Genomic DNA, 14,620 nt, shown 5'->3' on the forward strand with positions numbered 1-14,620 from the left:
GAGAGTCTAGAGACCAAAATTATGTGTTGGGAAAAAAGGAAGGCGCAAGCTTATAGTTACTGTAAGCAGCGCCTGTTTTTGATGTGGTCATCGGTTAATGACGTTTTCGATTTTTCTTTCTAATATAATCGACATCTTCCTCTTCGGAAAATTCCGTTTGTAAACGCCTATCGGAAAACGTGTATGTGTCGCGGCGATCTTCCTCTTTTTTTAATACTTTTTCATTCATATAAATGTGGAATAAAGCTTCACTAATCGCTATAAAAAATGCACAAAAGGCAGAAACAGTTGCGATTGGTGTGGCTCCATAGATGAAAATAGCGGAAAGTATCCAAATCGCGGCAAACGCTAAACCAAAGTCAGCAATGGTTGCTATTAAATTGCCGTACCTTGGCAGAATGATTAGATCGCCAATTACATAAGCAGTACCGGTTACAAGCAAACTGATAAATAGAATTTCCATTAATGTTGCTGTTTCAAAAATGGTTAGCAGTGAGTACAGTATTACCGCTGTAATAAGAAATTTAATACCTAATGCTTTTACGTGTCTCATATCATGTATCCTTTCTTAAACATATCTGCATATAGTATTTGAGAATTTATAAAGAATATACAGCCTTTTCCATTCGACAAATTTCGGGAAGTGACAGGCACCAAAGGTTAATACATACATTTTTTGGAAATAATGTAGGCTGTAATTGTAATACATAGTAGAGGTGTGTGGGAATGTTTGATTTAACAATTGAACTTGTTATTGGTTTCATTCTGCTCTTTTTAATTGTAACGTTTGTCGGAAAGCCTATCATTAACCAGATTTCTCCGTTTACATTTATTGCAGCGATTGTTTTAAGTGAAATTCTGGGTAATGCCATATATGAACCAAAAGTCGGTGTCTTTTATATCATTTATGCCATGTTATTATGGGGTGGGCTACTATTTTTAGTGGAATATATTGGGCAAAAGTCTCTATTTTTCCGTCGTATTTCTGAGGGTAAACCAGATGCACTTATTGAAAATGGGAAGATTAACCGGGATGCTTTAAAGAAAAATAGAATGACGATAAATCAGCTGCAAAGCTTGCTCAGACAGAGTGAAATATTTTCAGTGCGGGAAGTTGCTTTTTGCTACTTGGAATCAAATGGTGCAATTAGCGTCTTGAAAAAGTCTAAGTATCAAAAAACAGCACAAGAGGATTTCAATATGCCGAAAAAGCCTGTTTATGTACCCGTAACACTTATTCGTGATGGAGAAGTGCTATGGGATGAGATGAAGGATATGGGATTTGATGAGAAATGGTTAAAAGCAGAACTTCAATCACACGGTATTACAAATAATCATTACAATAATATTCTGATAGCTGAATGGCTAAACGGGGAAGGTCTTTTTGTGCAAACATACTAACTTGAGATGATTTGTTCATCAAACAATCAGTGGGGAGAAAATCACTCATTTTAAAAAAAAAAATATAGGTGTACGTACTCTATTTTTTAATTTTTGAATAATATGAAAACGAAAATATGTTAATGGAGGTAAATTATGCATAGTCAATTTTTTAATCAAGAAGAGCCGTTTTCAACTCAAAGTGAACAAAGCCAAGTGGAAACAACGAATGAAGGATATGAAAATCAATTATCTGATCAGAGATTTGGTCCAGCAGGATATGGGTATCCGAGACCGAGACCAAGACCAAGGAGACCGTTTTATCCACCGTTTTATCCGCCATTTTATTATCCAGCGTTTCCGTTCGCTCCATATCCATTTTATGGTTATCCGTTTTTCCCTTGGTATGGCGGATTTTTCTAATTGGAATTCATTTTAAGCAGAGACTGTCTTAAAAAGGTTGTGATTGTGCCTTTTAGACAGTCTTTCTAATTTATCACGTGATTAACTGGCTGTAACATTCTCTCTTCAGGAATTCGAGAAGAATCCAAAGAATTGTAAGCGGCGGATTAGGAAAACCCGCACTGATTGAAGGTTCACTTTTGGAACAGGTATGTCTTTTGCTCAGGAAATTGCCATAAAAGAATCACTGAAGCATCCAATTGGATTAGCTACTTTAACGTTCTTTATTTGCACGTTAGGAAATATAAATTTTAGCCAAGAAGTGGTTTCGACTAGTTGGAATTTTAACGTCCAAAGTATAAGAAAACTAACACATTGGCTAAAAGACTAGCTTTTATTGTACTATTATCAATTATATTGTACTTTGGCACTTTTGGAAAAAAGTATCCAAAAGAATTCAGTACCGAGAAGCGGGTTAAATACAAAAAGAATATTAATATTATGGTTAAATGCTGAATAATATGGAGCAAAGTATAAATAAAGGGGATGTATACATTTGCTGCCAAATTATTTAGAAAGTGCTGTTTTTGAACATCAATTTTGGCTCCAAGTACTCGCAGACCACGCTCGATTTATTCATGATTCGCTTTATCCCTCAGAAAAGGAAGACGTTGAAAAGGCCAAGTTTTTTATCGAACGTCTTGACCAGCTCCTCGCTCAAGTAAATACGATTAATGCGTCAAATGCAATCTCATTTTCAAATAGGGTAGAAGAACTTACCCAGCAATTTAGGCAATTTAAACTATCGATTATTAAACGTCATTTGATCGGAGATATCGGTATTCATCTTTCTCCAACTTTTCTCAACCATATGGTAAACGAATTAGAAGAATATCAGCTCGTGTTAAGCTATCTTAAAAAAGGAGAAATACCACCAGTCTTTCATGAACTGCATCATCATTTAGTATGGCTCCTTGATGCTTCCGGTCATGCAGGCGCCATTGATGATCAAATGGATGCTGTAGAAAAAAGACTAAAGGAAAAGAGTGAAACATTTACTACTCATTTCGAGCAATTTTATGTGAAAGCTGTGGAATTAACGGGTTATTTAAGAACAAATATTCAAGCATTTCCTGCATTAAAAAGGTTTAATAATGACGTTGAAATTGAATTGGGATTGTTCAAAACCTTTTTAAATGAAATAGAAGAAATGGAACTAAGTGCGGAAGTATTAGGGACATTTACTGCTCCCATGGCAGATCACATGGCAAGGGAAGAACAATATTATTTAATGAAATTAGCGGAATCACGGGAAGCCACAGGCAATTAAATTCAAAAAAAATTTAAGGGAATTCTTAAGCAGAAAAGGATTGATTAAGCTCGGTATTGAAATAAATAACGAAAGAAAGTGGCAGTCAACAGCAGCATTAGAATAGGAGAGATTGGTTTGAAAGATATTATTGTATCTTGGAGTGGGGGAAAGGATAGTGCTTATGCAATCTATAATCTAAAGAAAAATAACCGGTATTACATAAGGGGATTATTATCAACCACTTCAATCGAAAGTCATCGTTTACCAATCCATGAGGTGAGAAGGGAACTGTTACAGGAACAAGCAGCCTCACTCGGCATCCCTCTTTATGAATTAAGGTTACCGCAAAAGGTTGGTAACAGGGAATATGAGCAGATTGTCGGACAGCAGTTTGATGAATTTAAAAAACAAGGGATATACACGATTGCTTATGCAGATTTATTTCTGGAGGATATAAAAGCGTTTCGGAATCAGCATTTAAAACGTTCAGGGATGGAAGGGATATATCCTTTATGGAAAAAAGACACCTGGAAAGTGGCGAGAGATTTTATCTCTAAAGGTTTTTATGCCATTGTAACGACTGTGGATACGGAAAAGCTTTCTGCAGAAATGGCAGGAATGATGTATGATGAATCGTTTATTCGCTCTCTTCCTGATTATGTTGACCCATGTGGTGAAAACGGCGAATTTCATACCTATGTGATGGATGGGCCGATTTTCAACGATCCGATTTTCGTAAAATCCGGGGAACGATTTAAAACGATGGAAGGCCGGTTTGCTCATGCAGAACTAATAAGGTAAATCAAATGGGAAATAAGTTACCCTGCCTCTTTATTATATAAGGCAGGGCATTTATTTTACCAACTGAATAACTGGCTGTTTGACCCGCCCCATTTTAAGAATGGGAATTAGGAATCAAACAGCCAGTAAATAACTATTGGTTCATTTCATAATCAGTGGAGGTGGAAAGAACCTCCCGAGGTTACTTTTATTCGTAATCTTGCTGCTGTTGCTGTGTTAACAGGGCACTTTGCACTTGGCTAACCGCTGTTTGAGCTGAGGCAATCTCTGCAGTAGCTTGTTTAATTGCTTCCTGTGCCATAGTTTGGTCAGAAGCAGATTTTTCAATTGCTTGTGTTAACAGCTCCTGGGTTAATGTTACATTTGCCTTAGCCTGATTTAATTGGTTTACGTCAATTTGCTGCTGTGTCATCTTGATCTCTCCTTTGTAATATATTTGACATGAATATCATTTGCCCATTTCAAGATTTTATTAGCTCATTTCCAGTACCAAGTTTTACTAACGTTAGGTAATCATACCGTCAATAAGATTAGCGATATCTTTTTTTTCAATGCTATTATGGAAAAAGTCTAAACGATTATTATCTTCTCTTAGTTTTGAAACAAGCTGATCCTCAATATTGGTTGATGAATTCCAATCTGTTAAGTGGAAAACAAGTCCCTGACTTTTTAAATAATGTAGGTTGAATTCCTCTTGTCCAGGTAATGCTTCATACACAAAGATTGGGAGTCTTTTCCATAGGCACTCTGTAATGGTAACTCCTCCAGGCTTGGTAATGATAGCATCTGCGCTGTCATATAATTGATTCATCTCCTCTTTGGAACTAAGATAGGGGATCGCCTTTACTTCAGGGTGGTGGAGATGCCGGATTTTTCGGTATAATACTTGATTTTTCCCGCAAAGTACATAATAAGTGATAGCACCGGACGGTTGTAATGAATGAAGTAATTTTTCTATGGAACCTGCGCCCATATTTCCTCCGCTAATTAGGACGGTTAATTTTTCATTCTTCTTTTGTTTCTCCGATGGTTGTTTAAAGATAGGATGTACTGGAATACCGGTAACAAAAATGCTGTTTTCAGGAATTCCTCTTTCCATCAATTCCTGTTTTATGTGTATACTAGGAACAAAATGATAGTCAATATGTTGGATTCCCCATAAATCATTCACAAAATAATCGGTATACACATTGACAACGATACCTGACCATTTTTGCTTATCCTTTAATCGGCTTAAAAGATAAGAAGGAAGCGCATGTGTGCAAATAACCAAATGGGGGTCCCGCTCTTTGAGAACATGCAGCATTTTTTTTAGAAACAAACGATCATAGAGTTGATAATTTTTACTTTTTGATTCTTTTACGACAACATATTTGTAAAGCTGACTATAAATATTAGGAGCTTTATGGATGGATTGTAAATAGATGGAAGAAATAAATGCCTCCAACTTGCCAAAGCAATGGGATAGTATTTCAAGTTTGTCATAATGAAATTCCTCAGATATTTCCGTAGAATATTCCAGCTGATTTTTTATACTGTCTGCTACGTGATGATGTCCAGACGGTATTTGTAATAAGGGCATAAATAATAGTCGGATCACGATTATCCCTCCTTTTGTCATTAGTTTGTCAGGGAAATGACGATTCATTCTTCTCTTGTAAAATTTCTGTAATAGTATCCGTAAACTAACCCAAAATAAAAATGTAATTTAACGTTTAGCGACCATTCCGTTTGGGGGAAGGGCTTCACACGGAATGCGTTTCATTTTATTGGTAAGGGGTACGATCAAAATGGATATTAGGAAAAATTGTTTACAAGTATGGAGTATATGGGATCCGATTTATTATTCTTTAACACGGCTGGAGTATGTCGAAAATGAATGGGGCACACGTACCGTTATGCGTGTAAGGTTAACGAAGTACAAGGGAAGAAATATAAAGTTAATGGATGGGACAGTCATTCATAAAAATGATATACTTTTAAAAATTCATCTGCATAATGTCAAGTTATTGCAGGAAGTTCAGAACTACGATAGTGAAATAAGAAGAGCATTAAAAATTTATAAAATTGTGGAGGAATCTCTTCCTTCCCTGGTCCATTACATTCAAATACATGGTTACACAGATAAAATTAAAGGACTGATTGGTATTACGACACTACACAAAGGCTGTCAAAAACTAGGCTTTGAAGTGTATCCCTTTCGCAACAAATATTACAAATGGTTTAAGCAATTTGCCTTATTGCCAATTCATCTTATCGCTACCGAAAATTTCAAAAGAGAAATTCCAACCCCGATGTATCTTATGATGTCAAAGAATGACCTATTTAAAAAATACCATGTGAAATAATAATAAAGACCACCATGATGGATGGTCTTTATTATTTGTGTTTAACAAATTTAAAATTTCGTCCAAACTCGGTCTTGATTGGAGTTTTCCGGAAATTTTTATCTCTTTTTCGATATAATCGAATTTTATTTCCAATCCAGCCCGCCTCCATCATGGAAAAAACAGGATAAAAGGGAAAGAATTTGAACGTATATCCATATATTACAACTAAAAAAAGCTGCCGTTCTCCTTTATAATGGACGAAGAGGAGGCGATTTAATGACATATGCAATCATTGCAATTTTAGCCATTCTATTAGGCTTTTATTTTTATAGAGGATATAAAAATACCCATTCCGTAGCGATTAATCATATTAAAATAGATAATCCGGACTCCCCAACTAATCATTCTTCTTTCCGTATCCTGCACATTTCTGATTTGCATTTAGAAAATATATCCATCACACCAGAAAGACTTTATCAAGATTTAAAAAATAAACCTATTGATCTTATTGCCCTTACTGGTGACTTTCTTGATCGAAAACGTACGATTCCAAAACTTGCTCCATATCTAGATGCACTTAATAAGCTGAACCCTGTCTATGGATCTTATGCTATTTTTGGAAATCATGACTACGTGCTTCGTCATAAGCATTTTAATGAATTAAAAGACTTATTGAATGACCGTGGGTTTAAAACGATGCAAAACGAACATGAGCAAATTGTAGTCGATGGGAAAGCATTGAATATTATTGGTATTGATGATGCCAGCACGAACCGCAGTGATCTGGAAAAATCATATGATGGATTGAAACCAGGCTATAATCTTGTATTGACCCATGATCCAAATCTTGTATTGGATATGCCAAACTATCATTTTGATTACTTGCTATCTGGTCATTTTCATGGTGGACAAATTTATTGGCCAAAACCGTATCACCTTGTTAAAATGGGTAAATTAGTTCGAATGAACATGGTGAAAGGACTGCATTATCATAACGGCCGTCCATTTTATATTAGTGAGGGGCTTGGGCAAACGGCAGTAAATATTCGTATTGGAAGCCGCCCGGAGATAACCTATCACGATATACAGCTGGATGCCGCCGAAGAAAAAGAAAATAATATGAATGATTCAATAGCCGGATAAATGACATCCTGCTATTTTTTTTGTCCAACTGATGTTCACGTAACATCAGTTGGAGAAGAAAAAACACTGATTGAAGATTCACGTTCTAACCATATTTTCGTATTCAAACATAGAATTTGGTTAAGATAATGTAGAATGAACGTATAAATGGGGTGCTCATATTGAAGCTAAATGTCATGACATATAACATACATCATGGGGTTGGGACAGACAAAAGGTTGGATTTGTCCCGAATCTCAGAAGTTATTAGAAAAAGCGATGCGGATATTATTGCCCTTAATGAAGTGGATAAGGACTTTTCCAGGCGGAGTGGCTATGAAGATCAAATTACTTTACTTGCGGATGAATTGAATATGAATAAGGCTTTTGCCCCATCTGTTTCTATAAAGACGAACGGTTCCTCAGTAAAACAATATGGAAATGCACTTTTGTCCAGATATCCAATTATCCGTCAAGAGGTGTTTCATTTTAATTTTGTTGCAGGACTTGTGGAAGGAAGGTCCCTTTTGCATGCAACCGTTGAAGTGAATAATAAGCCGATAAAAATTTATGTCACCCACTTGAGTATTAATCCTTACTTACATAATCTCCAAACCAATTACATAAAACAAGCCATCCATAACCAGTCTGATCCGTTCATCCTAATGGGAGATTGGAATATGAGGCCTGGATCAAGAAGTTGGAAAAAAATGCACCATACTTACAAAGATGTTTGGTATCAAGTCCATCATAAAGGTGGATATACTTATCCATCCCATCGCCCTCGGATAAGGTTGGACTATATATTTGTCAATCGGAGAATGGAGGTTGTGGATGCAGAGGTGATGAACGATATCCCGCAAGCTTCCGATCATTTACCATTGCGGGCACAGCTTCGTATTTAAAAGTAATTTCTCCCATTTTCTCTAATAGAGGATGTTCAAAAAGTCCGGTAAAATGACACATCGATGGGGATTTTCGACTAAGTACCGACACGTCCTGTGTCGAACGTCGAAGTCACCACACCACGCTCGGGGCTCGCTACTCAAAGCTTCGCCGCCTCGAACTTTAAGGCGCACAGGACGTGCTAGTGTCGGCGCCCGCAACAAATGTTTTCGGTGGGACGAGTAACCGCAGTCCCAGGACGATGCGATCTTAGCCGACCGGTCCTTTTCATCCTCCTTTTTGAACACGCACTAATAATTTATTCCAAGTATTCCATAATAAAAACAAACTCTTGATCGAAAGGATAATTGAAAATGACATCATCAGGTTCCCAGCAGAAAAAAGTTATCCTGCTTATGATTGATACCTTGATGGATGATTCCATTCAAGCAGCCATCGAAAAAGACCAGGTTCCCGCTTTGCAATTTTTTATGGAACATGGCAATTATTACCCGAATGTTGTTTGTCCTTTTCCTACGATGTCTGTAAATGTCGACAGCACCTTATTAACAGGTGTATATTGTGATAAGCATAAAGTTCCGGGGTTAGTTTGGTTTAATCAAAAGGAAAACAGGATTGTTAACTATGGAAGCAGCAGTAAAGAAATGTTTAAACTTGGAATCAAGCAAATTGTTTTAGATACTTTTTATAATTTAAATCATGAACATTTAAGCAGAAAACATAAAACCATTCACGAGTCATTAAAAGAGAAAGGTAATCAAACAGCTTCCATCAATGCACTATTATACAGAGGGAGTAATCCTTATAAATTGAAGATTCCATTTGTTTTATCATCGTTATACGGTATGGATAAGGAATTGAATACGTATGTTCCTGACGTATTTACGTATGGACTCGTTTCAAAGCGAAATTCAGCTGGAAAGAACGCCATGTCATTAAAGAAATACGGGTTCAATGATAAATTTTCTGTAAATGAATTGAATCACCTTATTAACCAGAATATGCTGCCACCCTTCACCATTGTGTATTTCCCTGATTTTGATCAGCGTGTACATAAAAATGGCAGAACGGATGTAAAAGGTCTTCAAAAAGTAGACAAACAATTACAGCAAATCTTAAATCAATTTAATTCTTGGGAAGAAGCGCTTGAGGAGCATATTTGGGTTGTTCTGGGGGATAATGGTCAGGCGTACATGGAGAAAGATAAGAAAAAGGCGTTGATTAATTTACCAAAGCTGTTGGAAAATTATCAAATCGTAAAATTAAAAAGAGGCGTCACAGCCGAGGATGATCTTGTTCTTGGAGTAAATGAGAGAATGACTTTTATTTATACCCTTAAACCAGAAAAAGCACCTTTAATGGATATCGTAAACATACTAAAGCAGGATAAACGGATTGACATTATTTCCTTTCAACGTGGAAAAAAAATAACCGTGTTGTCAGGAATACATCCTGGTGAACTTCATTTTCATCCAAATGGGAATTTGATGGATGAATATGGACAATCCTGGTTTATAGAGGGAAATTATGAGATTTTAGATATAGAAATACAAAATAAAAAGCTTATTTATAAGGATTATCCGGATCCGTTAGCTAGGTTATATGCTGCTTTTCATTCCCATGCTGGGGATTATATCGTAGCAAGTGCAAAACCAGGCTATGAATTTAAAGGGGAAGGATCTCCGACACATGTTGGCGGTGCTAGTCACGGTGGCCTGCATAAGCAGGATTCCCTTGTTTCCATTATTATCTGTGGGACAAATTCCACCCCTAAATACTTGCGTACAGTAGATTTGAAAGAATGGATTGAGTCACTGGTTTAGCTAAAGAACACATAGAGTAGATGGAGAAATGATAATTTTCAATGGCGTTTCACCTATCATTTCTCCATCTCCATGTGCTATCATCGGTGAATTGGAAACAATTTCTACTTCTTTTGCTCTTAATATCGTAACTGCAGGATGGTTGACATGTTTTCCTTTGAAAACAGATGGAAATATTCGTAAAAGCTGCCATCTTGAAATTTCCTTTACCATACAAATATCAAAAAACTGATCGTCGTTTTTGGCGTTAGGGCAAATCATCATACCACCTGCATAAAATGGGGAATTTGCAATAGCAATTAACCAGACATTTTGATGTTTAGCATACTTTTGATCAATCTTTAACTCGACATTTGTAGGCTTATAGTAAAATAGAACTTTTAGTACATTAATAATATAGGAGACACTCCCCATTCCTGCCAAATTCAGGAGCTTTTTGTTTTGAGATTGATTGGTTACCTGAGCTACCCGGCCATCAAAGCCAATTCCAACAATCGTTGCAAAGAACTTATCATTAATATTTCCCACGTCAATGAACTTTTGCTCTCCTTTTAAGATGCGTTCCAGAGCCTGATCATATTTTAGTGGTATTCCCATGCCACGGCAAAAATCATTTCCTGAACCTGCAGGAATAATTCCAAATGGAACCTTAGAACCGACTAATTCATTAATAATTTTGTGTACCGTACCATCTCCGCCAATTGCAATAATTGCCTTTGCATTGTTTTTTTTTATTATATTTTTTACGGATTCTGTTGCATGTTGTGGGCCATTGGTAATACATACATCATAAGCAATGTGTCTTTCCTGAAGGAGTTTTGCAACTCGATACCAGATTTTTAAAGCCCGGCCACTGCCTGAATTTTTATTTACAATAAAATAGTACAATTTCATCACCTATTTAAATCGATTTCTAACAACTATTTCCTTTGTTTCGTATAAATATACGATGTTGTTAAACTATTTTTTAGGTACAAATATTTAAAGGTGTTGCGGCATAACTATAAATTCCATACTTTTCATCCACTTGAATTGCCATCGAGATTGACAAGGAAGTAATAGAATTTAAGTATATTCGTGAAAAGAACCATCTTTCAGAAACAGTCTTCCATATATCCATCAAGCCTCTAGATTTGTTCCAAGTTCCCTGATACGACTCATGATTTGGGAGGAAAGGGTAGAGTAATCGGAGGTATTTAAATGACTTACATTAATTTCCGGTCCGATGATAATTTTAACTGGTGTTCGATATCCTTTTTTCATTTCAACGATAGCAACAGGTAGGATAGGAACATTGGACTTGCATGCGAAAAAAGCAACTCCATTTTTTGGTTTAATAATTTCTCCATTTCTACATCTTCTTCCTTCAGGGAAAATTCCCAGTACTTCTCCCTGATTAATCACTTTCAGAGCCCTGCGAACCGGACGTATAACTATTCCTTTTTGACGGTCAACCGGAATAGCATGAACGGCAGAAAAGAATAATTGACCCAGTTTATTGCGGAACAATTCCACTTTGGCCATAAAATGTATTTTTCTTTTCAAAATACAGGAAAGGAGTAGGGGGTCATAACCGCTAATATGATTTGCTGCGATAATAAACGTTTTATGATTTGGAATATGCTCTTTTCCTATTATTTCCACTTTGAATTTCGCATGAATGACTAGTTTTACAATTGGTTTTAATGACGTATATAACATGGTTTACCTTTCTCACCCTCGATTGTTAATACTAAATAGTATATTTTATGTAGTAAAATTACAAAATGTAAAGAAAATGTAATCTCATTGGTATATTATGAACCATTTTGTAAATTTTAATTACTAAGTATACTAAAAGGAGGAATTTTTTACATATGATTCCATTTTTTAAGGGTATTGTGAGCAGCATTGATCAATTGATCGAGGCGTTAGTTGAATTTGATTATGAGGAGTCTTTAAAAGAAACAGAAAAGGAAGATTCCACTTCTCACAACGAAGAACACCCATTTATCCATGATTAAATATGAAGGCGTTTTCTCTTTCTGTATCTTTACAAATAAAAACTGAATAAATAGAAGCATAGTTGGATAGGATGGTTTCTAAATAATATAAAGGGATAGGTGTTATAGATTGAAAGAATTGAAATTCGATTACAAGTTGCAACGCTATGTTTTTAGTAAAGCGGCAGGAAGATTTATGCCTTCACAATACTGGAATTCAAAGCTGTCTTGCCTAAGGTTCAGAGAAGGGCCTGAACCGGAACTCCCAAATGAAGACTGGGTCAAGGTAAAAGTTAAGTATGGAGGTATTTGTGGAAGTGACTTAAATCTAATATTTCTTCATGATAGTCCAGCCATTTCAACTTATGCTTCCTTTCCTTTTACGATCGGTCACGAAATTGTGGGGGGAATTTCGCAAACAGGCCCAGAGGTGAAAGGGCTAATCACTGGGGATCGTGTCGTCATTGATCCGATCCTTTCTTGTGAACCTAGAGGATTTTCCAAGCTGTGTCCTGCATGTCGGGAAGGAAACTTCAGCTTGTGTCTGCATAAAGCAGAAGGAACCATTTCACCCGGGTTATTAATCGGATCATGCCGTGATACTGGCGGTGGGTGGAGTTCCTATGTAGTTGCCCATAAAAGCCAAGTATTTAAGCTTCCAAGTGAAGTGGAGGATTTAAACGGCGCTATGGTTGAACCATTTAGTTGTGCGTTGCATAGTGTGTTGCAAAATCCACCTTCAAAAGGTGATACGGTATTAGTAATTGGTGGTGGGGTTATTGGAATTTGTGTCATTGCAGCTATACGTGCACTAGGGATTGATTGTAAAATTGCTGCTTTAGTAAAGCATGAAATTCAAGGTCGATTTGCATCTGATTTTGGTGCGGATGAGGTGATTTATTTGCGAAAATCGGCGTATACACAGGAGTTAGCCGAGTCCCTGGGAGGAAAAGTATTAAAGCCAATATTTGGTCCGGAAGTGATACAAGGCGGGGCAGATATTGTCTATGAATGTGTAGGGAGAAAACAGAGTATTAATGATGGAATCCGTTTTTCCCGCACTGGAGGGAAGGTCGTACTGGTAGGGCTTGCTGGCATTATAGACGGCATTGACTGGTCGATGGTGTGGCTTAATGAATTAGACATCAAGGGGAGTTTTGCTTACAGTACAGAGAATTATCAGGGCAAAAGGATGAGAACGTTTGAGATTGCTATAGAATTAATGCGGCACGGAAAGGTGAATCTATCCCCTTTGATTACGCATCAATACGCACTTAAGGATTTCAAAAGGGCATTACAAACTGCGGCAAATAAGGGATCGCGAGCAGCAATGAAAGTAGTTTTTCAGCCATAATTTAGTGAACGCTTACAAGCATAGGAGGAATGAAAATTGCATCAGTTTACAGTAACAGGAGACGTAAAAACAACCTTTCTATCATGGTTTATCGAAGGGTTAAAGGAAAAGTTCTCAAAGGAGGGATACGAATATTGCAAGGAGCCGGTTGACAATATTAGAGTGGTATTTAATATTCTTGATCAGGAAAAACCACGTCCATTTCGTCGAAAAGCTCAAGCTACCTTTGTTGTATCGATTATAGAAAGAAATTTGGAAAAGAGCGAGAAGAAGCCTGGCAATACGTTTGAATCCGCTTATCCTTATTTAGTAAGATCCTTGTCCAATCACTTAATTTACGTATTACATAATCAGGATCAGACCTATATTTACTTTGTAACACCGGAACAAGGCTTTTATAAGTTGGAGTATGAAGAAGGAGAAACGGATTCTTTCTTCCAAAAAGTTTTTGATAGATTAGAGCCAGTAGCTTCTTCCCAGTTAATTATCAATAATGAATTTCATGATGATTTACCTGAAGAATTGTGGAGTGGGAATAACTTAACTGAAAAAATGTACTTATCCGGAAAGAGACTTGATGAAATGAATTTACTTCCTGCACCATTTCCATTGGAAAATTATTTGACTTCGCGTGATATGCGGCAACTGAAGAAATTATATGGAATTGGTGGTTTAAGTTATGGAAACTTAAGCAGCAGAGAAGATGAAAAAAACTTCTGGATGAGTGCAAGTGGTGTCAACAAAGCTAACATGCGGAAAATAGGACAAGATCTCCTCTATATAACTGGATTTAATGAAGGGAGTAATGCGATGAAGATTAGTGTCCCTCCAGAAATAACACCTAAAAGAGCTTCTGTGGATGCCATCGAACATTGGATGATTTATAAGGAACATCCTGATGTAGGGGCGATTGTTCACATTCATGCATGGATGGACGGAATTAAGGCAACGGAGATTAATTATCCTTGTGGAACTATTCAGTTAGCTGAGACGGTATCAAATTTAGTTCGCCATTCACCAAATCCTTCAAGAGCAGTCATTGGACTGAAAAATCATGGTCTAACGATTACAGGTCATGATTTGGATGATATTTTTGAACGAATAGAAGGAAAAGTCATACCGCAAGTTCCGATGTCTTAAAGAATGAATGTAAGAGGGCTTTGCGGGAATATAGGCAGTTTATCTCCTATCTAAAAAGGAAGATAGGA

16 protein-coding genes are annotated in these 14,620 nt (G+C 36.7%); 11 read left to right on the forward strand and 5 right to left on the reverse strand.

From position 1 onward, the window contains the following. Nucleotides 1–94 precede the first annotated feature (94 nt). Nucleotides 95–553: a YndM family protein gene (locus tag GMJ66_RS01595; RefSeq protein WP_156288587.1), complete on the reverse strand. Its 459-nt coding sequence runs from the start codon at nucleotides 551–553 to the stop codon at nucleotides 95–97. 173 nt (nucleotides 554–726) lie between these two features. Here GMJ66_RS01595 and GMJ66_RS01600 point away from each other — a divergent pair, with 173 nt between their 5' ends. From GMJ66_RS01600 to GMJ66_RS01615, 4 genes are all read left to right on the forward strand, one after another. Further along, nucleotides 727–1,401, forward strand: a complete 675-nt coding sequence (locus GMJ66_RS01600) for a DUF421 domain-containing protein (RefSeq protein WP_156288588.1) — start codon at nucleotides 727–729, stop codon at nucleotides 1,399–1,401. 135 nt (nucleotides 1,402–1,536) lie between these two features. Continuing rightward, nucleotides 1,537–1,803, forward strand: a complete 267-nt coding sequence (locus GMJ66_RS01605; protein WP_197046568.1) for a hypothetical protein — start codon at nucleotides 1,537–1,539, stop codon at nucleotides 1,801–1,803. A 538-nt stretch (nucleotides 1,804–2,341) separates the two neighbouring features. Further along, the gene (locus GMJ66_RS01610) at nucleotides 2,342–3,112 is read left to right on the forward strand and encodes a DUF2935 domain-containing protein (protein ID WP_156288650.1); all 771 of its coding nucleotides are present in this window, start codon (nucleotides 2,342–2,344) and stop codon (nucleotides 3,110–3,112) included. Nucleotides 3,113–3,229: 117 nt separating this feature from the next. Continuing rightward, nucleotides 3,230–3,895: a Dph6-related ATP pyrophosphatase gene (locus tag GMJ66_RS01615; protein ID WP_197046569.1), complete on the forward strand. Its 666-nt coding sequence runs from the start codon at nucleotides 3,230–3,232 to the stop codon at nucleotides 3,893–3,895. A gap of 187 nt (nucleotides 3,896–4,082) precedes the next feature. On the opposite strand, the gene GMJ66_RS01620 is transcribed toward GMJ66_RS01615, so the two are convergent. Both GMJ66_RS01620 and GMJ66_RS01625 read right to left on the reverse strand, forming a co-directional pair. After that, the gene (locus tag GMJ66_RS01620) at nucleotides 4,083–4,307 is read right to left on the reverse strand and encodes a hypothetical protein (RefSeq protein WP_156288590.1); all 225 of its coding nucleotides are present in this window, start codon (nucleotides 4,305–4,307) and stop codon (nucleotides 4,083–4,085) included. A 93-nt stretch (nucleotides 4,308–4,400) separates the two neighbouring features. After that, entirely contained in the window at nucleotides 4,401–5,495 is a 1,095-nt protein-coding gene (locus GMJ66_RS01625) for an MGDG synthase family glycosyltransferase (RefSeq protein WP_197046570.1), read from the reverse strand. A 190-nt stretch (nucleotides 5,496–5,685) separates the two neighbouring features. On the opposite strand from GMJ66_RS01625, the gene GMJ66_RS01630 reads away from it, so the two are divergent. From GMJ66_RS01630 to GMJ66_RS01645, 4 genes are all read left to right on the forward strand, one after another. Continuing rightward, nucleotides 5,686–6,243: a YkoP family protein gene (locus GMJ66_RS01630; protein WP_156288592.1), complete on the forward strand. Its 558-nt coding sequence runs from the start codon at nucleotides 5,686–5,688 to the stop codon at nucleotides 6,241–6,243. A gap of 258 nt (nucleotides 6,244–6,501) precedes the next feature. Continuing rightward, nucleotides 6,502–7,368, forward strand: coding sequence for a metallophosphoesterase (locus tag GMJ66_RS01635; RefSeq protein WP_156288593.1), 867 nt, complete (start codon nucleotides 6,502–6,504; stop codon nucleotides 7,366–7,368). 152 nt (nucleotides 7,369–7,520) lie between these two features. Further along, nucleotides 7,521–8,252, forward strand: a complete 732-nt coding sequence (locus GMJ66_RS01640; protein ID WP_231514779.1) for an endonuclease/exonuclease/phosphatase family protein — start codon at nucleotides 7,521–7,523, stop codon at nucleotides 8,250–8,252. A 354-nt stretch (nucleotides 8,253–8,606) separates the two neighbouring features. Continuing rightward, nucleotides 8,607–10,076 (forward strand): alkaline phosphatase family protein, encoded by a 1,470-nt coding sequence (locus tag GMJ66_RS01645; RefSeq protein WP_156288594.1) that lies wholly within the window; start codon nucleotides 8,607–8,609, stop codon nucleotides 10,074–10,076. On the opposite strand, the gene GMJ66_RS01650 is transcribed toward GMJ66_RS01645, so the two are convergent. Beyond that, nucleotides 10,077–10,970 (reverse strand): diacylglycerol/lipid kinase family protein, encoded by an 894-nt coding sequence (locus tag GMJ66_RS01650; RefSeq protein WP_331279650.1) that lies wholly within the window; start codon nucleotides 10,968–10,970, stop codon nucleotides 10,077–10,079. Nucleotides 10,971–11,195: 225 nt separating this feature from the next. Then, entirely contained in the window at nucleotides 11,196–11,777 is a 582-nt protein-coding gene (locus GMJ66_RS01655) for a lysophospholipid acyltransferase family protein (protein ID WP_156288596.1), read from the reverse strand. Nucleotides 11,778–11,932: 155 nt separating this feature from the next. Between GMJ66_RS01655 and GMJ66_RS20355 the strand changes: the two genes are divergently transcribed. The 3 genes from GMJ66_RS20355 (at nucleotide 11,933) to GMJ66_RS01665 (ending at nucleotide 14,552) form a co-directional block, all read left to right on the forward strand. After that, nucleotides 11,933–12,079: a hypothetical protein gene (locus GMJ66_RS20355; RefSeq protein ID WP_197046571.1), complete on the forward strand. Its 147-nt coding sequence runs from the start codon at nucleotides 11,933–11,935 to the stop codon at nucleotides 12,077–12,079. A gap of 109 nt (nucleotides 12,080–12,188) precedes the next feature. Beyond that, nucleotides 12,189–13,412 (forward strand): zinc-dependent alcohol dehydrogenase, encoded by a 1,224-nt coding sequence (locus GMJ66_RS01660; protein WP_156288597.1) that lies wholly within the window; start codon nucleotides 12,189–12,191, stop codon nucleotides 13,410–13,412. Nucleotides 13,413–13,448: 36 nt separating this feature from the next. Then, entirely contained in the window at nucleotides 13,449–14,552 is a 1,104-nt protein-coding gene (locus tag GMJ66_RS01665; protein ID WP_156288598.1) for a class II aldolase/adducin family protein, read from the forward strand. The last annotated feature ends 68 nt before the right edge of the window (nucleotides 14,553–14,620 follow it).

This window comes from Oceanobacillus salinisoli, from assembly GCF_009733865.1.
In the GTDB taxonomy this organism is placed as follows: domain Bacteria; phylum Bacillota; class Bacilli; order Bacillales; family Amphibacillaceae; genus Oceanobacillus; species Oceanobacillus salinisoli.

Coding starts and splice junctions, on each gene's coding strand:
- GMJ66_RS01595 (WP_156288587.1), bottom strand. CDS start 553: ATGAGACACGTAAAAGCATTAGGTATTAAATTTCTTATTACAGCGGTA.
- GMJ66_RS01600 (WP_156288588.1), top strand. CDS start 727: ATGTTTGATTTAACAATTGAACTTGTTATTGGTTTCATTCTGCTCTTT.
- GMJ66_RS01605 (WP_197046568.1), top strand. CDS start 1,537: ATGCATAGTCAATTTTTTAATCAAGAAGAGCCGTTTTCAACTCAAAGT.
- GMJ66_RS01620 (WP_156288590.1), bottom strand. CDS start 4,307: ATGACACAGCAGCAAATTGACGTAAACCAATTAAATCAGGCTAAGGCA.
- GMJ66_RS01630 (WP_156288592.1), top strand. CDS start 5,686: ATGGATATTAGGAAAAATTGTTTACAAGTATGGAGTATATGGGATCCG.
- GMJ66_RS01635 (WP_156288593.1), top strand. CDS start 6,502: ATGACATATGCAATCATTGCAATTTTAGCCATTCTATTAGGCTTTTAT.
- GMJ66_RS01645 (WP_156288594.1), top strand. CDS start 8,607: ATGACATCATCAGGTTCCCAGCAGAAAAAAGTTATCCTGCTTATGATT.
- GMJ66_RS01650 (WP_331279650.1), bottom strand. CDS start 10,970: ATGAAATTGTACTATTTTATTGTAAATAAAAATTCAGGCAGTGGCCGG.
- GMJ66_RS01655 (WP_156288596.1), bottom strand. CDS start 11,777: ATGTTATATACGTCATTAAAACCAATTGTAAAACTAGTCATTCATGCG.
- GMJ66_RS20355 (WP_197046571.1), top strand. CDS start 11,933: ATGATTCCATTTTTTAAGGGTATTGTGAGCAGCATTGATCAATTGATC.